This is a genomic window from Sphingobium rhizovicinum (assembly GCF_042647625.1).
Classification (GTDB): Bacteria; Pseudomonadota; Alphaproteobacteria; order Sphingomonadales; family Sphingomonadaceae; genus Sphingobium; species Sphingobium rhizovicinum.
Window position 1 is genome coordinate 75,067 of record NZ_JBHRVU010000005.1, and the last position, 23,668, is coordinate 98,734.

Genomic DNA, 23,668 nt, shown 5'->3' on the forward strand with positions numbered 1-23,668 from the left:
GGGCGTCAGCCGCCGGTCGCCTGACGAAGCGCGGCGACGGCTGCGCGATCGGTGATGCGGCGGTTCGCATTGTCAAAGCCCAGGTCCAGCAACCGCGCCGATATGCCCGCTATCGGTCGGCTGCACGAGGCATGGACCGCGCCGATGCCGGTGGCCGCGATGATGCCGGGCGCGTTGTCCGCATGGACCCCGCTGCCCGCCATGATTTCGATCCTGCCGCCTGCGCGCTGTTGCATCGCGGCTATGTTGTCCACGCCATCGACGGCTCTGGTCGCGCCACCGGATGTCAGGATCGTGGATAGCCCGAGCGTGATGGCGGCATCCACTGCCTCCACCGGATCGGGCAGCAGATCGACGACACGATGCAGCGTGATCGCCATGCCGGATGCATGGGCGACAAGCCGTTCGAGCAGGGCAATGTCGAGTCCGCCGGCCGCGTTCGATGCGCCGATCACCACGCCATCCAGACCGGCGGCGCGTACGGCGTCGATATCGCGCAGCATCATGTCGCAATCCGCCGCATCGAACAGGAAATGGCCTTCGCGTGGACGGATCATGGCGCGGACTGGCGCCTGCGTCCGTTTCCGGGTCCGGGCCGCGAGCGCGATCAGCCCGGCCGATGGCGTCAGGCCGCCCAGCGCCAGCGCGGAGCAAAGTTCGATGCGATCAGCGCCGCCATCCAGCGCCGCGGCCAGTCCGGCGGGAGTATCGACGCAGACTTCCAGCAGCGTCATCGATCGGTCCCGACCGGCTTCACCCGGCTGCCGCGCATCCCGAAGTAGAAGATATAGGCATAAGCGGGCGCCATGATGATCAGGAAGACAAGCTGAAAATCCAGATATTCCTTTAGCATGGCGAAGAGTTGCGGCAGGACCGCTCCGCCGCAGATCGCCATGATCATGATCGCCGATCCGGTTTCGGTGTGGCGGCCAAGATCGCGGATGGCGAGCGGGAAGATGGCGGGCCACATCATTGCATTGGCAAAGCCGAGTGCGGCGATGCAGCCGACGGACAGATAGCCGCTGGTCATATAGGCGCCGATCACCAGCAGGATGCCAAGCGCCGCCGACAGCGCCAGATAATGTTGCTGCGATATGAAGCGCGGGATCACCACCAGGCCCACCAGATAGCCCAGCAGCATCCCGGCCAAAGTGAAGGATGTGTAGAAGGCGGTTTCCGCGATCGGCAGGCCCATATTCTGACCATAGGGGCCGATGGCGTCACCGGCCATCACCTCCACCCCGACATAGAGGAACAGGCACAGCACGCCGAGCCAGAGATGCGGGAATGACAGCAGGCCCGGTCCCCGGTCGCCATGGCCGGCCGGCGCGGGGGCGGGCTGGATGTCAGGCAGCGGGGATCGCAGGACGAACAGGCCAAGCAGCGCCAGCAGGCCCGCCATCGCCATATAAGGCATGTGGATATTGGCGGCGAACGCGTTGAGCAGCGCTTCGCGCGCGGCGGCGTCCGGGGCGGCTGCGATCTGTGCGTCCAGTTCGCTGACCCCATGCAGGACCAGCGTGCCAATCACCACCGGCGCCAATATGCCAGCCAACTTGTTGCAGATGCCCATGACGGCGATGCGCTGGGCCGCGCTTTCGATCGGGCCGACGATGGAGATATAGGGGTTGGCGGCGGTCTGAAGAATCGCAAGGCCTGCGCCGATGACGAACAGGCCGGTCAGGGCGCCGGGAAAGACGCGCATCGTCGCCATCTGGCCGAACAGAATCGCCCCGGCCGCCATGATGAAGAGGCCGAGCGTCATGCCCTTCTTCATGCCGGTTTTCCGCAGGATCATCGCGGCCGGCAGGGCAAGGAAGAAATAGGACATATAGAAGACCATCGGCACCATGAACGCCGATACGTCATCCAGCGTGAAGGCCAGTTTCACGAAGGTGATGAGCGGACCGTTCAGCCATGTCACGAATCCGAAGATGAAGAACATCACCCCGATGATGCCGGTCGTCACCAGCCCATTGGCATATCCCGTTCCGGCCCGTTTCGCGACTTGCGTCACCATCTGTTGCCCCTTGCCTTCTGACCTTGGCGTGATTCGGTTGCGACCGTTTCTGGCCCCTCGACGCCCTTCCACCCTCTCAAAATTGCCTGTTGCGACGGCGTTGTCAAACTATGTTGCATAACTTTGACTATTTTTTGAACTAAGTATTGCGCCTAGGTTCCGAATCTGATTTTATTTCGGTCAGCGGAGGAACGGTTTTCCATGCTGACGGAAATGCACGCCCATATTTTGCGCCTGATCAACCAGTCTGGTCCGTTGAGCCGGATGGAGCTGGTTCGTCAGTTGGGCGTCAGCAAGGCGACGATGTCTGCGCTGGCGGCTGACCTGATCGATCGCGGCATGCTGGCCGAAGGGGAGGTCGTCTACGGCGCGGGGCGGCCGTCTGTTCGGCTGGAGCTGGCGGCGTCGTCGGCCTTCTTCATCGGCGTTTCGCTGGCGTCCGCCCCGTTCATCGTGCGCCTGACCGACCTGCATGGCAGCGTCGTGGGCGAAGCGACGATGGGGGCGGGGACCGACCCGGATGATGTGGCGGGCGCCATCGCGCGGGTGGTGGACGAAATCGTCGTCAGCGCCGGGGTCGATCGCGAAAGACTGGCCGGGATCGGCATTGCCATTCCCGGATTGGTGGATGCGGAGGCGGGAACCTGCATTCGCTCCACTCTGCTCGGCTGGCGCGATGTCGCCATCGGCCCGATGATCGCACAGGCGACCGGCCTGCCCGCCTTCGTGGAAAATGACGCCAATGCGCTGGCGCTGGGCGAACATCTGTTCGGCAGCCTGCGCGGCAGCGACGCCTGCGCCGTGATCTCCATCGGCGACGGCATCGGTTGCGGCCTGATCATCAACGGCGAACTGCATCGCGGCGCGCGGGGAGGGGCGGGGGAAATCGCCCATTCGACCATCGAACTGAACGGATTGCCGTGCAAATGCGGCAAGCGCGGGTGCCTCGATACGCTCGCTTCCGCCAAGAGCATCGCCAATTTCGCGCGGGAGGCGGGATTGCCCGAAAACCTCGCCGCGCTGGACGAGGCCGCCGATCATGGCAGTCAGGATGCGATCGCCATCCTGCATCGGGCCGGGGCGGCGCTGGGCCTGTCGGTGTCGCAACTGATCCAGACCATGGATCCGGCGCGCATCGTTATCGCCCTGTCCGAAGGGCCGCTCGATGGTCCCTACACCCGCGTCATTCGCCAGACCATCGAAGCGAATGTGATGTCCAGTGAAACCCGCCAGATAGACGTCGCCATGACGCGGCTGGGCCGGGAAGCATGGGCCGTCGGCGCCGCCAGCGTGGCGGCGGGACGAGGTTTGTTCCGGCTCTGACGGGATTTCCCATCGGATGCCGTGCCGAAGCCGAGATGACAAAGAGCATCCGGGCGGCAGCAGGAAGCTGTGTCGCACTCAAGAGCAAAAAAGGGGTTATTATGACGTTGAATCATCGACTTTCCCGTTTCTTCCTGGCGACAGCGTTGGGCGCCATGGCCATCGGTCAGGCCTATGCGCAGGCCCCCGCCCAGAGTGGCGACGCCGATAGCCGCCCGCAGTCCGAACGCTTCAACGGCACGTCCGACCAAGGCGCGCAGGACATTATCGTGACCGGCCGCGGCGCATCCGCCAACGGCGTCACCAACACCACGCCGGGCGGTGGCCTGATGGCGGTGCAGACCGGCACCAAGCTGCGCAGCACCATCACCCGCGACTATATCGACAAGCTGACCGGCACCACGACCGCCTTTTCTGCGATCAAGAGCCTGCCGGGCGTGGTCGTGGGCGCCGGCGATCCTTTTGGCGGCAACGTCAACCTGTCGATCCGCGGCCTCAGCCAGACCTCGCTGGGCTTCAACTTTGAAGGCATGCCGATCGGCGACCAGCTGTCCTACAGCGCCTTTCCGGGCGAATGGGCGGACACGGAAAATGTCGGCCTGATCAACCTGACCCGTGGTTCGACCGATATTACTGCGCCGGTCTACAACTCGGTTGGCGCCCTGCTTCAGGAAGAGCTTAAGGCCCCGGCGAAGAATGCGGGCGGCTATGTCTCGTTCGCGGTCGGCAATCACGACCTCAATCGTCAGTTCGTGCGTCTGGAAACCGGAGAGATCGGCAAGACCGGCATCCGTGGTTTCATCTCGGGGTCGCGGACCTATAATGACAGCTGGCGCGGTCCGGGCCGTACCGAACGCCATCATATCGACAGCAAGTTCGTGAAGGAATGGGGCGAAGACAGCTTCGTATCGCTGGTCGCCACCTATAATGAAGAAAAGTCCGATCGTTCGCGCAACCCCACGATGGCGCAGTGGAAGGCGTCGGGTCGCGACTTTAACTTCGACGAAGATTATACGCCGGGCAACGCCAACTATTACCGTCTGCGCATCGCCGATCGCCAGAGCCTGTATGTCAGCGCGCCGTCGAACATCCGGCTGACCGAAAATCTGCAATTGTCGGTCACGCCTTATTATCTCTACACCCATGGCATCATCAACGGCGCCAGCAACCTGAACTTGGTCACTGCCTATCAGGGCAGCGTGCCGGCCGGTCCGTTGCAGGCGCCGGGTGCTGCCGCCGGCGCGACCACGGCGACGGTGATGAACGTCGATCGCTACGACCAGAATACCTATGGCCAGAACAGCTATCTGAAGTGGGATGTGGGTTCGAGCCAGATCCGGGTTGGCTACTGGTATTCGCATTTCGTCCATGACGAACTGGCCGCATTCCAGGTCGCAGACGCCAACGGCAAAGTCACTGATCCCTATGGCGATCACGGTTCGGTGCTGACTGCCAATGGCGAAGTGCTGCGCAACTTCGCTGCCGTGATCAAGCAGGATGTGAACGGCGTCTATGCCGACATCACGTCGAAGCTGATGGACGACAAGCTGCTGCTGAACGCGGGCTTCAAATATGTTTGGGTCGATCGTCAGTCCACCAGTCCGCTGGTCGGAACGGCGATGAACATGAGCAGCCTTAGCCGCAAGCCGCTGCCGCAGGCGTCGATCCGCTACAGCTTCGACGACCAGAACCAGGTCTTCGCAGACGTCACAACGGCTTTCCGCGCGCCGTCCGCCGTGTCATCCTATGTCAACATCTACAATCTGACGACCGGCCAGCCGTCGAGCACGCCGTCGGGCAACTATAAGCCCGAATATTCGATTGGTGAGGAAATCGGCTTCCGCCACCATGGCGATGTCGTCCACTTCACCATCGCGGCGTTCAACTATGATCTGAGCGATCGCCTGGTGCAGGGCAGCCAGATCGTCAACGGAACCAGCGTCGGCTTTGCCGTCAATGTCGGCGACCAGAGCGCACGCGGCATCGAATTCGAAATCGGGATGGTGCCCTATCACGGCTTCAGCCCCTATTTCTCCGCCCAATATCTGGATGCGACGACGAAGGACGATTATCCGGTGCGCGGCCAGTATTTGCCGACCGCCGGCAAGCGCGCCGTGCTGAGCCCGGAATTCATCGCATCGGGCGGCATCAGCTATGACAATGGTCATTTCTTCGCATCGGTCGAAGGCAATTATGTCGGCAAGCAATATTCGACGTTCATGAACGACGAAATCCTGCCCTCCTTCGCCACCGGCAATGCGACGATCGGCTATCGCTTCGACACGATGGGCTTCATCAAGAAGCCGCAGATGCAGTTCAATCTGACCAACTTCACCGACAAGAAATATCTGTCGGGCATGCAGGGCGTGACGTCCAACGCGCTGGCGACCACCAGCCGTACGGGCACCACTATTGCAGGCTCGGCTCCGACCTACCTCATCGGTGGCGGAATCGGCGCGACTTTCTCCATAAGCGCCGCATTCTGATGGAAGGCCGCTGTCGGTTGCTGCACGGCCGACAGCGGCTTTTCTGCTTCGGGTCGCATCCATAAACTGACGCCGTAAAGGCGCATATTCTACTCCATCAGTCGAAAGGCTATTTCGTCATGGAACGTCGTACTTTTCTGAAATCCGCGTCGGCCATCGCGCTGGCGACCTTCGCCATCGATGCAGTCGGGGCCAAGAGCCTGATCCCCGCCTTCGCAAAAACCCCGCGCATCGCCATCGGCGGCATCGCGTCGGAATGCAGTACCTATAGCCGCATCCGTTCGCGCCTGCCCGACATTCGCGTGCTGCGTGGCGACGACATCCTCGAAAGCGACCAGTTCACTTTCCTCAAGCGGTACGACGTTCCCTTCCTGCCGACACTGGTGGCCAATGCCGGGTCTGGCGGCCCGATGGACCGTCAGGCCTATGAAACGCTCAAGGCCGAATATCTGGAACGGCTCAAGGCGCTGATGCCGCTGGATGGCGTCTACTGCGCCATGCACGGCGCGTTGTTCGTGGAAGGCATGCAGGACGCCGAAGGCGACTGGTATGAAGCGACCCGCAAGCTTGTAGGCCCGGACTGCCTGATTTCCGCAAGCTACGATCTGCACGGCAATATCAGCCAGCGCATCGTCGACAATCTGGACTGCATCACCGCCTACCGCACCGCGCCCCATGTCGACCGGGTCGAAAATACGATGCGCGCCACCGACATGCTGACCCATTGCCTGCGCTATGGCATCCGCCCCTATATCAGTTGGGCGACCATTCCTGTTTTGCTGGCCGGCGAACAGAGCAGCACGGAATGGGATCCGGGCCGCCGCCTCTGGTCGGACCTGAGCGAATATAACCGGCAGCCCGGCATCCTCGATGTGTCGCAGCTTGTCGGTTATGTCTGGGCCGATGAACCGCGTTCGGCCGCTTCCGTCGTCGTTACCGGCACCGCGCCGGTTACGCAGGCGCAGATTGCGACCGAACTGGCGCAGCGTTACTGGGATGCGCGTCGCGACTTCAAGTTCGGCAGTCCCACCGGCACGATCGAGGAAACCATCGCGCAGGCGATGGCGTCCAAGACCCACCCTGTCATCATTTCCGATTCCGGCGACAATCCGGGCGGCGGCGGCAATGCCGACCAGTCGACTTTTCTTCAGGCGTTGCTGAAGGCGGGGGCGAAGGATGTGCTGCTCGGCGGCATGACGGATCGGCCCGCGACCGACGCCTGTTACAAGGCGGGGGTGGGCGCGACCATCGCGATTGCGATCGGCGGTTCGCTCGATCCGATCCAGAGCCAGCCGGTCAAGGTCAATGCGACGGTCAAATATCTCGCCAAGGTCGCCAAGCCCGAAGATGGCGAGGCCGTGGTCGAATTTAACGGCATCACCGCCACCCTGTCGGCACGACGCCGCGCCTATCATGCAGCGGAAGCCTTCCAAGTGCTCGGCCTTGAGCCCACCGCCTTCAAGATCGTGGTGCTCAAATGCGGTTATCTCAACCCGACGATGAAGCCGCTCGCCAATCCACATCTGATGGCTCTGTCGCCTGGCGCCATCGATCAGGATATTCCCAATATCGAGAACAAGAACCGCGTGCCCAGCTTCCCGTTCGTGCAGGATCTGACCTATACGCCGCGCCCCTATCTCTCCAGGCGTGCGGCGCTTGCGAAGACGAAGAGGTAAGAATGTGACGGTCTGAAATGAGTATGTTTGGCCGTCATCTGCTCCAGATGACGGCCAAATGCTCTGAAAGATGGTCTTTCCTCCGGATGCTTCTCCGGGCGCGCGCTGCGTTGAACAGGATGCGCATTGAGCGACATAAGTTTTTGTTATTGCATTATTTTAAGCGCGAAACTGGCTCCCGCTTTTGCGTATGGTGCTCTATAGCCGCGCGATTGATCCACCGGATGCGACCACGCCGTGATTGCCGAAACCGCCATAGCCGGACAATCTGGTATGAGAAATACTATGCCGACTGTTACAGCATGCCCGCATCGCCCGATGCGTTGCGGATCAGGGCCAGCATCTTCCTCTCCCTCGCTGAGCATGATGGCGTCGCACACGGCGTCATGATCGGGCATTGGGCCGCGCGACTCCTTGCGCTCGTCGCGTGCAAAGCGGGTGGTCCAGGCAAAGACCGCAGTGACGGATGTGGCCAGGGTGATGAGCGATTCATTGCGCGTGGCCAGCAATATCTGGCGGTGGAAGCTCTGGTCGGCCGCGCGCCCTTCTGCCGTTTGCAGGCCGCATCGCCGCATTTCCTCCAGCGCATGCCCCATGCGGGAAATATCCTGGCCGTCGCGCCGTAACGCCGCGAACTGCGCCGCCGCAGGCTCCACAACGATGCACCCCATTTCTTCGTCCCGCTGATGGCCAAGGATCTGGGCTATGCCGCGCAAGCGCTGGCCGATGTCGGCATCCAGTCTGCCATGGCGCAGGCGGCACGGCAGCGCTTTTTGGATGGCGACGCTGCGGGGGAGGGCCATCGCGATATTGCCGCAATCGTGGAGTCGCTCAGAAAAGCCTGAAAGATAAAGGAGAGGATGGAGATGCGATTCACATTGTCGATATTGCTGTTCGCGGCAACGATCCTGACACCGTTCTCGCCCGGCGTGGGGCAGACCGGCACGCCGGCCGTCACAGGGCCGGATGTCACGGCGCAGGATGTCACAGGGCTCACCGCCACCGCGACGTTGCACGGCGACAAGCCCGGCGCCATCATCGACCGTCGCGTCTTCAGCCAGTTTGCCGAACATCTGGGCTATGGCATCTATGGCGGTATCTGGGTCGGACCAGGGTCGAAAATCCCCAACACGCGCGGTTATCGCAATGATGTGGTCGCCGCGCTCACAGCGCTCAACGTGCCGGTGGTGCGCTGGCCGGGCGGTTGCTTCGCCGACGAATATCATTGGCGCGAAGGGATCGGCCCGCGCAGTCAGCGCCAGGTCAAGGTCAACACCCATTGGGGCGGCGTCGCCGAACCCAATAATTTTGGCACCCATGAATTTATCGACTTCGCCGAACTCATCGGCGCAGAGGCCTATGTATCGGGGAATGTCGGTAACGGATCCCCGGCGGAAATGGCCGAATGGGTTGAATATAGGACTGCACCCGCCGGTGCGCGGGCGGATGAGAGGGCGAAAAACGGCCGCAAGCAGCCATGGAAGCTGCCGATGTTCGGTATCGGCAATAAATTATGGGGCTGCGGCGGTAATATGCGCGCTGATTATGTCGCCGACGTCACCCGTCGTTACGCGACATTCGTCAAATCGCCGCGCGGCACGAAGATTCTCAAGATTGCGAGCCGCGCCAACAGCCGCCACTATGACTGGACCGATGTGATGATGCGCGTCGCCGGCAAGTCGAACGACGGCATCGGCCTTCATTACTACACGCATCCCACGCGCGGCAAGGTGAAGGGATCGGCGACGCAGTTCACGGAAACCGATTATGCTCTAGTGTCCGGCGACGCCCTGACCGTGACATTGCCGCCCCATAGCGTGGTGATGCTTGGGCTACGATAAGATGCGACGGTTGAGGCTGGCATACGACACGCTAAGATCAATACATGGCGTCTTCTTCAACGAAGACATTATCGATTGGGGGCGATCGGCCTGACATGCGAGTTGCCGATGCCCGGTCGCCTGCCTGTCCTACAGGATCGGTCTCTCTTATTCTGGCCCGGTCTTTCGATTGTCCGGTAAAGCTGCGCAGGCGCGTTTCTATGGTGAGGATAAAGTGACATAAGGTGACAAATTCATGTGCATTTTGCGGTGCTTTTGTCACTTTATCGTTAAAATGCGATTGATTGGAATTTACCTGCGCCGCGTGAGTCTGAACATTGGGCGACGGATGCCGCTTACATGTTCGGATAATTCGGTCCTCCGCCGCCTTCGGGCACGACCCAGTTGATATTCTGGGTCGGATCCTTGATGTCGCACGTCTTGCAATGGACGCAATTTTGCGCGTTGATCTGGAATTTGGGATCGCCCTCTTCCTGACCGACCACTTCATAGACGCCTGCGGGACAGTAGCGTTGCGCCGGCTCGTCATAAAGGGGCAGATTATAGGAAATCGGGACCGAGGGGTCTTTGAGTTGCAGATGGACCGGCTGGTCCTCCTCATGATTGGTGTTCGACAGGAACACCGATGTCAGCCGGTCGAAGCTGATGACATTGTCGGGCTTGGGATAGACGATCTTCTCGCACTGGTCCTTGCGCCAGATCTTCTCCGCGTCGGGCTTGTGCTTCATCGTGAAGGGCAGACCGATTTTCAGCGTGCGCATCCACATGTCGATGCCCGCCAGCAACGTGCCGATCGTGTTGCCGAACTTGGCCAGCAGCGGCTCCGCATTCTTCACCAGTTGCAGTTCGGTCGCGATCCAGCTCGACCGCAGCGTCGGCTCATAATCGGCCAGCACGTCGCCCGAACGATCCGCCTGCACCGCGGCGAACGCCGCCTCGGCCGCCAGCATGCCCGATTTCATCGCCGTATGCGTGCCCTTGATGCGCGGCACGTTGACGAACCCCGCCGAACAGCCGATCAGCGCGCCGCCGGGGAAGGCCAGCTTTGGAATCGCCTGCCAACCGCCCTCGTTGATCGCGCGCGCGCCATAGGAAACGCGGCGTCCGCCCTCCAGAAACTTGCGGATTTCCGGATGCTGCTTCCAGCGCTGGAACTCCTCGAACGGATAAAGATGCGGGTTGCGATAACCCAGCCCCACCACGAAGCCCAGCGCCACTTGGCCATTGGCCTGGTGATAGAGGAAGCCGCCGCCATAGGCATCCGTCAGCGGCCAGCCCTGCGAGTGGATGACAAGGCCCGGCTGATGCTTGGCTGGATCGATGTCCCACAATTCCTTCATGCCCAGGCCATAGACCTGTGGCTCGCTGTCGGCGTCCAGCGCGAACTGGCGCTTCAAAATCTTGGTCAGGTGGCCGCGCGCGCCTTCGGCAAAGAAGGTGTAGCGGGCATGCAGTTCCAGCCCCGGCTGGTAATCGCCCTTTTTCTCGCCATCCCGGCCAATGCCCATGTCGCCGGTGGCGACGCCCTTCACGCTGCCATCTTCATGATAGAGGATTTCCGCCGCGGCAAAGCCGGGGAAGATTTCCACGCCCAGCCCTTCGGCCTGCTCGGCCAGCCAGCGGCAGAGGTTGCCCAGCGACCCGGTATAGGTGCCCTTATTATGCATCCAGCCCGGCGTCAGCATGTGCGGCATGGCGATCTTGCCGGTCTTCGTCAGCATCCAGTGCTGATTGTCGGTGACAGGGGTTTCGGCGAGCGAACAGCCCATGTCGCGCCAGTCGGGGAAGAGTTCGTCCAGCGAACGGGGATCGATCACCGCGCCCGACAGGATATGGGCGCCGATTTCCGACCCCTTTTCCAGCACGCACACCGCCAGTTCCTGTCCCGCATCGTTCGCCAGCTGCTTCAACCGGATCGCCGCGGACAAGCCCGCCGGTCCCCCACCGACGATCACGATGTCATAAGGCATCGAATCCCGGAGCTGGTTTTCTTGGGACATGATTTTACCCTTTCCAATGGCGGCAGTATCAGCGGTATCAACTAAAAGAGAGCGGCTGCTATTTTCAGCTTCAACTCCTCCATTTCCAAGCTGGCTGCAATTTGCAAATGTAAATTTGCAAAACTGTGGAATCGTTTTGCGAAATTTCGGAACGGGCAAGGCAGATATGGAATGGCCCGCTATCCTCTTGAAACGCCCTAATCTGTCGGTCAGCCAAAATCCCGTTGCCTTATGTAGCACGCGTGATACTTTGATTGCGCATAAGATGGAGGATGGGTTGGTGAAGGGTGCTTGGTTAAAGGGTGTTGCGGTTGCGGCTGTTTTGGCGGGGGTGAATTCCTATGCTTTTGCCCTGTCTGCATCGCCAAGGATCTCTGCCCATTCGCCGGAAGCCGGCGCGCCGCCACCGCCCTGGCCGGTCTTGCCGCGCGCTGCGAAGGGAGTTCCAAATGTGCTGCTGATCATGACGGATGATGTGGGTTTCGGCGCCAGCAGTACCTTTGGCGGCGCGATACCCACCCCGGCTTTTGACGAACTGGCGAAGGTTGGCGCGCGTTATAACCAGTTCAATACGACTGCGCTCTGTTCGCCGACGCGCGCTTCGCTGCTGACAGGGCGCAATCCGCATATGGTGGGCATGGGTGAGGTGACTAACAATTCGACCTCTTATCCCGGCTACACGTCGATCATTCCCAAGTCGGCGGCGACGGTGGCGGAATTGCTGCGGGATGGCGGATACGCCACGGCCATGTTCGGCAAGGGGCATATCACGCCGGATTGGGAGCAGAGTCCGGTCGGTCCGTTCGATCGCTGGCCCACCGGACTTGGTTTCGACTATTTCTACGGCTTTCTGAACGCCGATGCCGATCAGTTTGTGCCGGCAATGGTCCGTAATACCACGCCGGTTGATCCGGGAACGGGCCGCACCGACTATATATTGGACAAGGATCTGGCTGACGAGGCGATCGGCTGGATCGACCAGAAGACGTCGCTCGCACCCGACAAGCCTTTCTTCGCTTATTATGCGCCCGGTTCCGCGCACACGCCGCATCAGGCGCCCAAGGAATGGCTGGATCAATTCCGTGGTAAATTCGACGGCGGTTGGGACAAGCTGCGCGCTGATACTTTCGCGCGGCAAAAGAAGATGGGCGTGATCCCGGCGGACGCGAAACTGACGCCGGGTCCAGATGGCATTCCGGCATGGGAGAGTCTGAACGCAGACCAGAAGCGGCTTTATGCCCGGCATATGGAGGCCTATGCTGCGACGCTGGCCTTTGCCGATCATCAGATCGGCCGGGTCATCCAGCATCTCAAGGATATTGGCCAGTTCGACAATACGCTGGTCATCTATATTCAGGGCGACAATGGTGCGAGCGCCGAAGGCACGCTGGACGGACTGATGTACGAGCAGTCGCTGCTGGGGCGCAAGCCGGAGTCGATGGCGTATAAGCTCGCCAATATCGACAAGATCGGCACGCGTGACCTTTATGCGCATATGCCCGCGCCCTGGGCCTGGGCGATGAACAGCCCGTTTCAATGGTATAAGCAGGTGGCGTCGCATTTCGGCGGCACCCGTAACGGACTGGTCATGTCCTGGCCCGGTCATATCGAACAGGGTCAGACCATTCGGTCGCAATATCACTTTGTTGCCGACATCATGCCGACCATATTGGACGCGGCGAAGATAACGCCCCCGGCCGAGTTTGCAGGCGTAAAGCAACAGCGGATCGACGGCGTGTCGATGGCCTATACCTTTACCCAGCCCAAGGCGCCGTCGCATCGCACCGAGCAGGTGTTCGAGATGCTGATGAATTTCGGCCTCTACAAGGATGGCTGGTTCGCCGGGACCACCCCGGCCCGCTTCGCCTGGGAGACCGGCAAGGTCGTCAATATCCCGGCCGATGATCGGAAGTGGGAATTGTACAATGTCGCGAAGGACTTTTCGGAGTCCAATGATCTGGCCGCAAAGGAACCGCAGAAACTGGCGGAGATGCAGAGCGCTTTCTGGAAGGTCGCTGCGGACAATCAGATTTTGCCGATCCATAACAGCATTGCCGGCTTTGGCATGGAGGGGCGGCCATCGCTGAGCGAGGGGCGGACGGAGTTCGTCTATCGCTCGCGCGTGCGCCGGGTCGGGCTGAACACCGCGCCGCCCATCGTCAACCGATCCTTCACGATCGAGGCGGACATTACGGTTCCGGCGAACGGTGGGACCGGCGCGATTGTGGCGCAGGGCGGCAAGTATAGCGGTTACAGCTTTGCCATGGTCAATGGGAGGCTGATCTTCGGCCACAACGCGGTGCCGCCGCGCATTTCCGTGGTGCGGGCCGCCGAGTCGCTCAGCCCCGGCAAACATCATGTCGTTGTGAACTTCCAATATGATGGCGGCGGGATCGGCAAGGGCGGCACGGCGACCATCTTGTCCGACGGGAAGCAGGTGGCGCAGGGAAGGATCGAGGAGACGATGCCGCGCTGGCTGTCGCATACCGAAGGGTTCGACATCGGGGCCGACACCACATCTCCCGTCCTGCCCGATTATCAGTCGCCGGCCGAATTCCCCGGCGACATCAGCCAGGTGAAGATCAACCTCAAATAAGGAACGGCGGGCGCTTGTCGGTAAAGCGAGCGCCCGTTGTGCTGCCGCAACTAGATCAAGGGTGGATTGATGAAGGTACATGCAGCGATTGCGCAGGCGCTTTGCGACAATGGCGTGGAGGTTTTGTTTGGTCTGATTGGGGACGCCAATCTCTACATGGTCGACAGCTATGTGCGGGATTGCGGTGGGCGCTTCATATCCTCGGCGAATGAAGCAGGCGCGACGTTGATGGCGCTGGGTTACAGCAGTGTGTCGGGCGGGCTGGGCGTGGCCAGCGTCACCCATGGGGCGGCCGTCACCAATACTTTGACGGCGCTGGTGCATGGCGTCAAGGCGCGGGTGCCGATGTTGCTGCTGATCGGTGATACGGCGGTGGCGGATCGGGAGAATTTCCAGAATATATCGCAGCGCGAGCATATCGTCGCGACCGGCGCGGGCTTCGAGCAGTTGCGGACGCCAGCGACCATTGCGCAGGATGTGGCGACCTGCATCCGGCGCGCCTTCGCCGAGCGGCGGCCGATCGTGCTCAACATACCGGTGGAGTTCCAGTGGCTCGACACGCACTATGAGGCCGCGCCGTGGAAGGGCGTGGATAGCCGTTTCACCGTGCCGGAGAGCGAGGATCTGGACAATGCGATCGGCATCATCGCCGCTGCGCGCCGGCCGTTGGTGCTGGCCGGGCGGGGCGCGATCAGTGCGGAGGCGCGGGCGGCGGTGCTGCGCTTTGCCGAGCGGATCGAGGCGCCGGTCGCCACCACCCTTCAGGCGAAAGACCTGTTTCGGGGTGAAGCATTTGACCTTGGCATTTGCGGCACGCTGAGCCAGCCGGCGGTGATCGACACATTGGCGGAGGCGGATTGCATCATCGCCTTTGGCGCCAGCCTGACGCCCTATACCCTGTCTCATGGCGCCTTCGCCAAGGGCAAGCGGTTCGTGCAGGTGGATAATGATCCGGCGCAGTTCGGGCGGTATATGACCCCGGATGTCGGCGTGCTGGGCGATGCGGGGCGGACGGCGGATCTGTTCGTGCAATGGCTCGACATGGCGGAGATCGAGGGGGCAAAGGCGCGGGACGAGTGGCTGGCGGCGGTGCTGGAGGCGGCGTCCCCCTGGGACGGGATGGCCGAGCCATTGCCGGACGAGCCGGTGGATATGCCACGAGCCATATGGTTGCTGGAGCGGGCTTTCCCACAGGATCGAACGGTGGTGACGGACGGGGGACGCTTCCTGACCGAGCCGTGGAAGAATTTGCGGGTGCCCGATCCGCGGCAATTCTGCATCACGCTGGCCTTTGGCTCCATTGGTCTTGGCATGGGGCATGCCATTGGTGCGGCGCTGGCGAAGCCGGATGCGCCGGTGTTGCATGTGACGGGCGATGGCGGGTTCGTGCTGGGTGGGCTGGCCGAGTTCAATACGGCGGTGCGGCACAAGCTGGACGTCGTGACCATCATCTGCAACGACGCGGCCTATGGTGCGGAACATATCCAGTTCCGCAACAAGAATATGGACCCGGAATTGTCGATGTTCGACTGGCCCGATTTCGCAAAGGTTGCCGATGCGCTGGGCGGGCAGGGCTTTGCGGTGCGGACCTTCGGTGATTTGCAAAAGGCCATTGCCGCCATCGAGACGCGTGATCGGCCGATATTGATCGACATGCATTTCGATCCCGACGCGATGCCGCCGCTGCCATAAGTGCGATTTTTATGGCAGGCATTGCGGCATGACAGACATGATCCAATCCGTTCGGGAAGGCATGCGCCTGATTACAGGTGGCAGCTTTGCCATGGGCTCCGACCGTTTCTACCCGGAGGAAGCGCCGGTCCAGCGGGTGCGGGTCGACAGTTTCTGGATTGACGAGACGCCCGTCACCAATCGTGACTTTGCGCGCTTTGTCGAGGCGACGGGGCATCGCACGCTGGCGGAAGTTGCGCCTGACCCGGCCGACTATCCCGGCATGTCGCCGGAAATGGCGCGGGCCGGGTCGTTGCTGTTCCAGCGGACGGCGGGGCCGGTCGACCTTCAGGATTTCAGCCAGTGGTGGTCTTTCAGTTTCGGCACCGACTGGCGGCATCCGCATGGGCCGGACAGCGATCTGGAGGCGCTGTGGGACCATCCGGTGGTGCATGTCGCCTATGAGGATGCGCAGGCCTATGCGAAATGGGCGGGCAAGTCGCTGCCGACCGAGGCGGAATGGGAATATGCGGCGCGGGGCGGTCTGGATGGCGCGGACTATGCCTGGGGCGACGCACTGGCCCCGGACGGCGTGATGCTGGCCAATTACTGGCAGGGGCTGTTCCCGTTCAGCAATCTGCTGGAGGATGGCTATGAGCGGACGTCGCCGGTGCGGACCTATGCCGCGAACGGATATGGCCTGTACGACATGATCGGCAATGTCTGGGAATGGACGGCCGACTGGTATGGGGAGCGCAAGGTTGAACGCAAAGCCAAGGGCAGTTGCTGTGTGCCGGCCAATCCGCGTGGCGGCAATCTGAAAGGGAGCATCGACCCCTGCACGCCGCAGGTGCGGATCGGGCGCAAGGTGCTGAAAGGCGGGTCGCATCTGTGCGCGCCCAATTATTGCCAGCGCTATCGCCCTGCCGCGCGGCATGCGCAGGCGGTGGACAGTTCGACCAGCCATATCGGCTTTCGCTGCATCGTGCGGGATAAGGGCGCGGCGTAGCCGTGCGGGTCGATCCTGGCCATAAAGTGACAAAAGAGACGCAAAAAGCGTCCGAAATTGTCACTCTAAGTCACTTTATCGAGGAACGGGGCGGCGCTTCGCGAATGGCCGCCACGACAAGATGGCGTGAAACGCCCTGATCCATGATGACCGATCCGCCACGCAGAACGCGGATCGTCGTGTGACCATCCAGCGCACGGGTCATGGCAATGTCGAAGATGCGCGCGCGCCCTATATCCAGCGCACGATCCCATGCGGCGGCGAAACTTTCCGCATCGGGCCGGGCGCGCAGACGGTAGGCGCTGTTGCGGGTCATATCGACGGCGCGCACCGCCTGTCCCACCGAACCAAGCGCGGCCAGCGCATCGATGAAGCGCCTTTGTGCCTGTGGCGTCCAGCCGTTGCAGCGGGATCGCGCGAGCGGGACAGGGGTGAAGGCGATGGTGATGGGGGCGGGGTCGCTGTCGTTCATCCGCAAGGATGAGCCGGAATATCGGCGTGTAGGACAGGATTTTTTGGGGCAAGGATAGGGGATGGCCAAAGGGCCGGGCCTTGTGTCCAAGGTCCGACCCTTTCCGATATGGCTGCCAAACCGATCCGGTCAGGCGGCGGAGCGTGCCTTTTCTTCCCCGATCTGCCCGGACGCGTGGAGGCCGGCGACGTAGCCGAAGGTCAGGCTAGGCCCCAGCGTCGCGCCGGCGCCGGGATAGGAGCCGCCGAAGACATTCTTCTGGTCATTGCCTACTGCGTAGAGGCCCTGAATCGGCTGGCCTGCTTCGTCCACGACGCGGGCGAAGCGATCGACATTGATGCCGGCGAAGGTTCCGATCTCGCCCGCGAACATCTTGATCGCGTAATAGGGGCCTTTTTCCAGCGGGCCGAGGCAGGGGTTGGGCCATTTATTCTCATCATCGCCCTGATAGGCGTCATAATCATCCTGCCCGCGCTGGAAATCGGGATCGAGGCCCTGCTTGGCGAAGCCGTTGAAGCGCTCGACCGTCTCGGTCAGGGTTTTCGGATCGATGCCCAGCTTCTTCGCCAGCGCGGCGACCGTGGGCGCCTCGATCAGATAGCCGGATTTGAGGTAGTGCTTGCGCGGCAGCGGGCTGGGGCGGACGCGGCCCATGCCCCATTTGTCGATCGCCGCCTTGTCCCCCAGCAGCCAGACATAGCCGGCCGTGTCGCCGCGCGTCGCCTCGATGATTTGCGGTACGAAGCTGGAATAGGCGCAGCTTTCATTGCCGAAGCGCTTGCCATGGCGGGTGACGCAGATGAAGCCGGGCTTGAGGCGGTCGACCAGATGCGGCCAGACGGCCTTTGGCCCTGCAATGCCGGGCTGGACGGAGGTGGGCATCCATGCGCCGGCGTTCGACACATCATTGCCGAAGACGCCGCCCACATCCTCCGCCATGCGCGCGCCGTCGCCCACATTGCCGGGATTGGCGACCGAATGGGGCGTGGCGTCGACATTGGCCGGATAGGATTGGGCGCGGCGTTCCTTGCTCCACGGGAAGCCGCCGCTGCCCAGGATCACGGCATGTTTCGCCATGATGCGGCGGGGGCCGTCGGGGCCGTCGACCATGGCGCCGCGCACGACGCCATTTTCCTTGATCAGGCTTTTGGCGGGACTGTTCAGCAGGATCGGAATATCGAGTTCGAAACAGCTCTGGGCGAGGCGGGTAATGAGCGCGCCGCCGCGCACGACGCGCCGCGCCCCGCCATAAATGGCGGTGTGGACGAGGTGCAGCGCCATCTTGCCGGCGACGGCGAGGAACGCCTTGGGCGAGCGGCCGGCCTTGAAGAATTGCTGCATCTCGACCGAGGAGCCGATGGCGAAGCCCAGGAACAGCAATTGCGGCAACTGACGCTTCAACTGTTTGAAATGCTTGCCCAGTTTCTTGGCGTCATATTCCGCCGCGATCAGTGAACGGCTCTTGGCCGCATTGGGATTTTTGAAATAATAGTCGGGATATTCCATGCCGATGAATTTGACGTGGGTTTCCCGCTCCAGAAAGTCGATCATTTCCGGGCCATATTTCAGGAAGGCGTCGATCCGGTCGATCTCGGCATAGTTGCCGGCCTCCTCCAATATATAGGTGCGGACTTTCTCCGGGCTGTCGGGTTCGCCCAGCCGTTGTTCGATGGCGGGGGCGTGGTGATTGCCGGGAATCCAGAGCATGCCGCCGGAGGTTGCGGTGGTGCCGCCGAACACCTCCATCTTTTCCGCGACGATGACGTTGAGGCCCGCCTTGCGCGCGGTGATTGCCGCCGTCAGCGCGCCGCCGCCGCTGCCGATCACCAGCACATCACAGGCGAGATCGCCGTTCATATCGTCTGCATTGGCGGTCATGCCACTCTCCCAATTTCCACTCGAATCGGCCGCCGGAGGCATGGCCGAACATTGCCTGTCTGAAACAGGTCACATGGCCTGAATATTGTCGCGCCGCTCAGAACGCAATGGCTGCAGTTAAATTTTAACACGCGCAATATAGATTGTGCCTATCAAAATGCTGCAAAACCGCCAGAAGCGGTCCGGTTGGCATAAAAAAGTCCATGTGGCTTGTAATTTTCGCCGGGGAGGCGCATGATCTGTCTCATCAGTCAAAATGACGGGAGAGTGAGCGTGGCCGATTATGACGGGCCGATGATGTCCGATCCGCCGGGGCCGACATGGGACGAACTGGCCGATAATGACAGTCGCGCCGTCCCCGAATTTCTGCGTGGCGAATCGTGGCGTGATCTGGGCGACGAGATGCTATCCGTCGATCGCTATACCTCGCCTGATTTCTTCAGGCGGGAATGTGAGAAGATGTGGCCCAATGTGTGGCAGTTCGCCGCGCGGGTCGAGGAAATGCCCGAACCGGGCGATTATGTCCTGTATGAAAATGCCGGCCGTTCCTATCTGGTGGTGCGGCAGGAGGATGGATCGGTTCGCGCCTTCCACAATGTCTGCCTGCATCGCGGGCGCAAGCTGCGCACCGAAAGCGGCTGGGCGAGCGATTTCACCTGTCCCTATCATGGCTTTGCCTGGAAGACCGACGGCACCATCAAGACTGTGCCGTGCCGCTGGGACTTCCCGAACATGCGTGACGATGATGTGAAATTGCCGGAGGCGCAGGCGGGCGTGTGGGCTGGCTATATCTTCATCAAGGACAATGAAGGCGGCCCGACACTGGAGGAATATCTGGCGCCGCTGCCCGATCATTTCGCGCGCTGGCGGCATGAGGAGGCCTATACGACGGCGTGGGTCGGCAAGGTGATCAAGGCCAATTGGAAAGCCTGCGCAGAGGCTTTCATGGAGGCCTATCATGTGTCCGCCACTCACCCGCAGATCATGCCGTTCACTGGTGACGCCAACAGCAAATATATGATGTGGGGCGACCATGTGAACCTGAACATCACGCCGTTCGGCGTCTTGTCTCCCCAGATCGAGGATGCGGCGACCGAGCAGGATATTATCGACAATTTCCTGAAATATAACGGCCGTGTGGTGGAGCCGGGCATGACCCTGACGGTGGCGGAGGGGCGGACCGCCCGCGCCTCCATGGGCGATCATAATCGCAAGCGCTTTGGCGCGATGTTCGGGCGCGATCTGGACGAGGCGAGCGATGCCGAGGTGCAGGATGCGCTGACCTATAATGTCTTCCCCAATTTCTCGCCCTGGGGCGGGTTCCAGCCGACGATCCTGTATCGCTGGCGGCCATGGCCCGACCAGGACCATACGTTGATGGAAGTGCGGCTGCTGGGGCGGTTGAAGCCCGGCGAGGAGGCGCCGCAGCCCGAGATGATCCTGTTGCCCGAAGGCGGCAGTTTCGCGGATCATCTGGGCCAGTTGGGCAATGTGCTGGAGCAGGATATGTATAATCTGCCGCAGGTGCAGGCGGGGATGAAGGTATCGAAGACCGGGCAGTTGCGGCTGGCGCGCTATCAGGAAAGCCGGGTGCGGCATTTCCAGCATACGCTGGACAAATATCTGGCGCGGGAGGAGGGCGATAATGGCTGACGCGCTGGATATTCTCCTGTCGAAACAGGCTTGTGCCGAACTGGTCTATACGCTGGCGCGGGGCCTTGATCGCTGCGACCGGGACATGCTGCTGTCGGTGTTTCATTCCGATGCGACCGACGATCATGGCGGGTTCAAAGGGACGGCGGCCGAATTTGTCGACTGGGTCACGGGCCTGCTCCCCAGCATGGAGCGCACCCAGCATCTGATCGGCAATGTGCTGATCGACGTGAAGGGCGACCATGCGGTGGGGGAAGCCTGTTTCATGGCCAATCACGATATGACCAGTGCGGACGGCAAGCCGATCCGCATGATCGCGGCGGGCCGTTATCTCGATCGCTTTGAAAGGCGGGACGGCGTGTGGAAGATCAGCCACCGCCATGCCGTCTATGACTGGAACGCCAATCTGGAGCGCACCGACACCTGGGACCGGTCGCCCGGCAGCCCGCGCGTCTTTGGCGAGCGCGGCAAGGGCGATCCCCTCTACGCCCACCGGGCGACACTGAATAATGGATAAGGGTAGGAAGACCATGAGCGCAGGCAAGCTGAACGGCAAGACGGTTTTCATTCTGGGCGCGGGCGCGCCGGGCGGCATCGCGTCGGCCATCGCCGCCCTGTTCCGCGACGAGGGCGCGACCATCGCGCTGGGTTCGCCGGATATTGCTTCGGCGGAAGCGGTGGCGGCGGACTGCAAGGCGGTCGGCATCGTCAAGGTCGACATTCTCGATGAACAGTCGATCCATGACGGTGTGCAGAAGGCCGCCGGATTGCTGGGCGGAAGCATCGACGTTGCGATCAACGCGGCGGGCGTGAATCGTAATGCGCCGCTGGCCGAGGAGACCTATGACGCGCTGCTGTTTCAGGCGAAGATCCATTTCATCGGCACCGCCCTGTTCATCAAGGAAGCGGCCGAGGCGATGCCCAATGGCGGGTCGATCATCACCATGTCCAGCGTGACGGCCGAGCTGACCACGCCGCGTCTGGCCGCTTATGCCGGCAGCAAGGCCGCGGCCGACAAGGTGGTGAAGGTCGCGGCGGTCGAATATGGCGACCGGGGCATTCGCGTCAATTCGCTGGCGCCGGGCCTGACCAGTACGCCGATGACCGCTGCCTATTTCGCCGACGAGAAGGTGGTGAACGCGTTCCAGCGGGAAATTCCGATCGGGCGGCTGAGCACGGTCGAGGATGTGGCGGCCGGCGCATTGTGGCTGGCGAGCGACGACTGCATCGCCACGGGCGACTGCATCCGGGTGAGCGGCGGCGCGCATCTGCGCCGGCTGCCGGTCGCGCGCGACTTCGTCTGACGGGGAGGGAGAGGATAGCCATGAGCGATATCGATATGCAGGACGCGCCTGCGGCCACCCGGCCGATCGGCATCGACGCCAGCAAGGCGCCGGAACCGGTGCTGGGCGATGCGCCGATCCATCCTTCCCGCTATTATGACCGCGACTTCTGGAAACGCGAATGGGAGGGGATGTGGACGAAGAGCTGGCAGGTCGTCGCGCTGGAGGAGCAGCTGCGCAAGGTCGGCGACTATGTCACCATGGAGTTCGGCCATGAGGTAATCCTGGCCGTGCGCGGCAAGGATGAGAAGATCCGCTGCTTCTACAATGTCTGCCCGCATCGCGGCATGATGCTGGTGCCGGAAGAAACGGGCAATGCGCGGCGGCTGACCTGTCCCTATCATGCCTGGTCCTTCAGTCTGGAAGGCGAGATCAAGACCGTGCCCGACCTGCCGGACTTCCCCGCCGAAGCCAAGTGCATGGAAAAGAAGCTGGTCGAGATCCGGTCCGACAGCTGGGGCGGGATGGTCTGGTTCAACATGAACGACGATTGCGAGCCGCTGCGCGAATTTCTGGGCGAAGTGGGCGAGCAGATGGAAGCCTATCCCATGGGCAAGATGGTCCGCACTTTGTGGGTGACGGTGGAGGGCGATTTCAACTGGAAGCTGGTGCAGGATAATTTCAATGAGTCCTATCATGTGTTCCACGCCCATCCGCAGCTGAAGTTCGTTGCGGAATTTTCCTACCTCTATTCGCAATTCGACCTGTACGAGAGCGGGCATAGCCGCATGCTGATGCCCGGTGGCGCGCCCAGCCGCACGGTCAAGGGCAGCGAGGCGGAGGTGATCCGGCAACTGGGCGAGCACCTCAAATTCTGGGGCATCGACCCGGAGGAGTATCGCGGGCGGATGCATGACCTGCGCGAGGCGCTCCAGAAACAGAAGCGGCTGCTGGGCAAGGAGAAGGGCTATGACTTTTCCGGCTATGACGACAATATGCTGACGGACAACTGGCATTATACGCTGTTTCCGAACCTGTCGCTGAGCCTGAAGCCCGATGGCAATATCTGGCTGCGCGCGCGGCCGCACCCGACCGACCCGGAAAAATGCTATTTCGACATGTGGTTCCTGAACCTCTTCCCGGAGGGGCAGACAACCTATTATTCGCCCACGCTGCGCGACACGGTGGACCTGTCGGTGCCCGCGCCGCACCAGACGGGGAAGGCCGGCGACCACACGATGGGACCGACGATCGACCAGGACGTCGCGATCTGGGACAAGCAGCAAAAGGCGCTGCATTCGCGCGGCTATCAGCGCGAGACGCTGTCGGGGCAGGAACGGCGGGTGCGCTACTTCCACGAAAATCTGGACCGCTGGTTGGACAAGCATGCGCCGGTGAAGTGAGCGGGGCTCAACGGTAACGAAATGGGGCGGCGCATCCGATGGGTGCGTCGCCCCATTTGTCTCTATATTGGCGTTAGTTGCAGGTTGGTCGGCTGACCGGGTTCGACCAAGGGAAGACATTACTCTTCGTCATCCCGGCCTTGAGCCGGGATCCCGCTTCTGCTGGCGCATTCACAGAAAAAGCGGGATGCCGGGTCAAGCCCGGCATGACGGAGGATGGTCGGTTGCCGGCCAGAAGTTGCCTTTTAAGCACGTTCCGCTCTGCCCTGTTTGCTGCCATTCAAAATGGCTGTAGCGTGAGGCGATGTGGAAACGCGTTCTGCGCATTGCCTTGGCTTTAATCATTGGCTTAGCGGC

General features: G+C 61.7%; 17 protein-coding genes and 1 pseudogene. 12 read left to right on the top strand and 6 right to left on the bottom strand.

From position 1 onward, the window contains the following. Positions 1–5 precede the first annotated feature (5 nt). Together ACFOKF_RS19240 and ACFOKF_RS19245 are read right to left on the bottom strand one after the other, a co-directional pair. On the bottom strand, positions 6–734 hold the full coding sequence (locus ACFOKF_RS19240; RefSeq protein ID WP_380797990.1) for a copper homeostasis protein CutC: 729 nt from the start codon (positions 732–734) through the stop codon (positions 6–8). Continuing rightward, on the bottom strand, positions 731–2,020 hold the full coding sequence (locus tag ACFOKF_RS19245; RefSeq protein ID WP_380797991.1) for a sugar MFS transporter: 1,290 nt from the start codon (positions 2,018–2,020) through the stop codon (positions 731–733). The genes ACFOKF_RS19240 and ACFOKF_RS19245 overlap by 4 nt, the downstream gene beginning before the upstream one ends. 201 nt (positions 2,021–2,221) lie before the next feature. Here ACFOKF_RS19245 and ACFOKF_RS19250 point away from each other — a divergent pair, with 201 nt between their 5' ends. The 3 genes from ACFOKF_RS19250 (at position 2,222) to ACFOKF_RS19260 (ending at position 7,505) form a co-directional block, all read left to right on the top strand. Next, on the top strand, positions 2,222–3,343 hold the full coding sequence (locus ACFOKF_RS19250; protein WP_380797992.1) for an ROK family transcriptional regulator: 1,122 nt from the start codon (positions 2,222–2,224) through the stop codon (positions 3,341–3,343). Between the two features lie 101 nt (positions 3,344–3,444). Then, the gene (locus ACFOKF_RS19255) at positions 3,445–5,829 is read left to right on the top strand and encodes a TonB-dependent receptor (protein WP_380797994.1); all 2,385 of its coding nucleotides are present in this window, start codon (positions 3,445–3,447) and stop codon (positions 5,827–5,829) included. A 119-nt stretch (positions 5,830–5,948) separates the two neighbouring features. Then, positions 5,949–7,505, top strand: a complete 1,557-nt coding sequence (locus ACFOKF_RS19260; protein WP_380797995.1) for a M81 family metallopeptidase — start codon at positions 5,949–5,951, stop codon at positions 7,503–7,505. A gap of 146 nt (positions 7,506–7,651) precedes the next feature. Here the strand turns inward: ACFOKF_RS19260 and ACFOKF_RS19265 are convergent, their stop codons facing one another. Beyond that, a complete protein-coding gene (locus tag ACFOKF_RS19265; protein WP_380799309.1) occupies positions 7,652–8,176 on the bottom strand; it encodes a FadR/GntR family transcriptional regulator in 525 nt (174 codons plus the stop codon). A gap of 15 nt (positions 8,177–8,191) precedes the next feature. On the opposite strand from ACFOKF_RS19265, the gene ACFOKF_RS19270 reads away from it, so the two are divergent. Beyond that, the gene (locus tag ACFOKF_RS19270) at positions 8,192–8,350 is read left to right on the top strand and encodes a hypothetical protein (RefSeq protein WP_380797996.1); all 159 of its coding nucleotides are present in this window, start codon (positions 8,192–8,194) and stop codon (positions 8,348–8,350) included. Between the two features lie 21 nt (positions 8,351–8,371). After that, positions 8,372–9,331: pseudogene (locus ACFOKF_RS19275) on the top strand (alpha-N-arabinofuranosidase); the annotation flags it as partial. Positions 9,332–9,681: 350 nt separating this feature from the next. On the opposite strand, the gene ACFOKF_RS19280 reads toward ACFOKF_RS19275, so the two are convergent. Beyond that, positions 9,682–11,346, bottom strand: a complete 1,665-nt coding sequence (locus ACFOKF_RS19280) for an electron transfer flavoprotein-ubiquinone oxidoreductase (protein ID WP_380797998.1) — start codon at positions 11,344–11,346, stop codon at positions 9,682–9,684. Between the two features lie 451 nt (positions 11,347–11,797). On the opposite strand from ACFOKF_RS19280, the gene ACFOKF_RS19285 reads away from it, so the two are divergent. The 3 genes from ACFOKF_RS19285 to ACFOKF_RS19295 all read left to right on the top strand — a co-directional run bounded on the left by ACFOKF_RS19285 (position 11,798) and on the right by ACFOKF_RS19295 (position 16,622). Continuing rightward, the gene (locus tag ACFOKF_RS19285; RefSeq protein WP_380798000.1) at positions 11,798–13,942 is read left to right on the top strand and encodes a sulfatase-like hydrolase/transferase; all 2,145 of its coding nucleotides are present in this window, start codon (positions 11,798–11,800) and stop codon (positions 13,940–13,942) included. A 69-nt stretch (positions 13,943–14,011) separates the two neighbouring features. Further along, complete coding sequence (locus ACFOKF_RS19290; RefSeq protein ID WP_380798002.1) at positions 14,012–15,634, top strand: thiamine pyrophosphate-binding protein; 1,623 nt, start codon at positions 14,012–14,014, stop codon at positions 15,632–15,634. A gap of 61 nt (positions 15,635–15,695) precedes the next feature. Next, complete coding sequence (locus ACFOKF_RS19295) at positions 15,696–16,622, top strand: formylglycine-generating enzyme family protein (RefSeq protein ID WP_380799310.1); 927 nt, start codon at positions 15,696–15,698, stop codon at positions 16,620–16,622. Between the two features lie 70 nt (positions 16,623–16,692). Here the strand turns inward: ACFOKF_RS19295 and ACFOKF_RS19300 are convergent, their stop codons facing one another. Then, positions 16,693–17,094 (bottom strand): hypothetical protein, encoded by a 402-nt coding sequence (locus ACFOKF_RS19300; RefSeq protein WP_380798003.1) that lies wholly within the window; start codon positions 17,092–17,094, stop codon positions 16,693–16,695. Between the two features lie 129 nt (positions 17,095–17,223). Continuing rightward, positions 17,224–18,972 (bottom strand): FAD-binding protein, encoded by a 1,749-nt coding sequence (locus ACFOKF_RS19305; protein ID WP_380798005.1) that lies wholly within the window; start codon positions 18,970–18,972, stop codon positions 17,224–17,226. 267 nt (positions 18,973–19,239) lie between these two features. Here ACFOKF_RS19305 and ACFOKF_RS19310 point away from each other — a divergent pair, with 267 nt between their 5' ends. The 4 genes from ACFOKF_RS19310 to ACFOKF_RS19325 are packed head-to-tail and all read left to right on the top strand — an operon-like array spanning position 19,240 to position 23,311. Beyond that, positions 19,240–20,625, top strand: a complete 1,386-nt coding sequence (locus ACFOKF_RS19310; protein ID WP_380798006.1) for an aromatic ring-hydroxylating oxygenase subunit alpha — start codon at positions 19,240–19,242, stop codon at positions 20,623–20,625. Then, complete coding sequence (locus ACFOKF_RS19315; RefSeq protein WP_380798007.1) at positions 20,618–21,142, top strand: nuclear transport factor 2 family protein; 525 nt, start codon at positions 20,618–20,620, stop codon at positions 21,140–21,142. The genes ACFOKF_RS19310 and ACFOKF_RS19315 overlap by 8 nt, the downstream gene beginning before the upstream one ends. A 13-nt stretch (positions 21,143–21,155) precedes the next feature. Then, positions 21,156–21,929 (top strand): SDR family NAD(P)-dependent oxidoreductase, encoded by a 774-nt coding sequence (locus ACFOKF_RS19320; protein WP_380798008.1) that lies wholly within the window; start codon positions 21,156–21,158, stop codon positions 21,927–21,929. 20 nt (positions 21,930–21,949) lie between these two features. Beyond that, positions 21,950–23,311 carry an aromatic ring-hydroxylating oxygenase subunit alpha gene (locus ACFOKF_RS19325; protein ID WP_380798010.1) on the top strand — a complete coding sequence of 454 codons (1,362 nt, stop codon included), beginning with the start codon at positions 21,950–21,952 and terminating at the stop codon, positions 23,309–23,311. The last annotated feature ends 357 nt before the right edge of the window (positions 23,312–23,668 follow it).

Coding starts and splice junctions, on each gene's coding strand:
- ACFOKF_RS19240 (WP_380797990.1), bottom strand. CDS start 734: ATGACGCTGCTGGAAGTCTGCGTCGATACTCCCGCCGGACTGGCCGCG.
- ACFOKF_RS19245 (WP_380797991.1), bottom strand. CDS start 2,020: ATGGTGACGCAAGTCGCGAAACGGGCCGGAACGGGATATGCCAATGGG.
- ACFOKF_RS19250 (WP_380797992.1), top strand. CDS start 2,222: ATGCTGACGGAAATGCACGCCCATATTTTGCGCCTGATCAACCAGTCT.
- ACFOKF_RS19255 (WP_380797994.1), top strand. CDS start 3,445: ATGACGTTGAATCATCGACTTTCCCGTTTCTTCCTGGCGACAGCGTTG.
- ACFOKF_RS19260 (WP_380797995.1), top strand. CDS start 5,949: ATGGAACGTCGTACTTTTCTGAAATCCGCGTCGGCCATCGCGCTGGCG.
- ACFOKF_RS19265 (WP_380799309.1), bottom strand. CDS start 8,176: ATGGGGTGCATCGTTGTGGAGCCTGCGGCGGCGCAGTTCGCGGCGTTA.
- ACFOKF_RS19270 (WP_380797996.1), top strand. CDS start 8,192: ATGGCCAAGGATCTGGGCTATGCCGCGCAAGCGCTGGCCGATGTCGGC.
- ACFOKF_RS19280 (WP_380797998.1), bottom strand. CDS start 11,346: ATGTCCCAAGAAAACCAGCTCCGGGATTCGATGCCTTATGACATCGTG.
- ACFOKF_RS19290 (WP_380798002.1), top strand. CDS start 14,012: ATGAAGGTACATGCAGCGATTGCGCAGGCGCTTTGCGACAATGGCGTG.
- ACFOKF_RS19295 (WP_380799310.1), top strand. CDS start 15,696: ATGCGCCTGATTACAGGTGGCAGCTTTGCCATGGGCTCCGACCGTTTC.
- ACFOKF_RS19300 (WP_380798003.1), bottom strand. CDS start 17,094: ATGAACGACAGCGACCCCGCCCCCATCACCATCGCCTTCACCCCTGTC.
- ACFOKF_RS19305 (WP_380798005.1), bottom strand. CDS start 18,972: ATGACCGCCAATGCAGACGATATGAACGGCGATCTCGCCTGTGATGTG.
- ACFOKF_RS19315 (WP_380798007.1), top strand. CDS start 20,618: ATGGCTGACGCGCTGGATATTCTCCTGTCGAAACAGGCTTGTGCCGAA.
- ACFOKF_RS19320 (WP_380798008.1), top strand. CDS start 21,156: ATGAGCGCAGGCAAGCTGAACGGCAAGACGGTTTTCATTCTGGGCGCG.
- ACFOKF_RS19325 (WP_380798010.1), top strand. CDS start 21,950: ATGAGCGATATCGATATGCAGGACGCGCCTGCGGCCACCCGGCCGATC.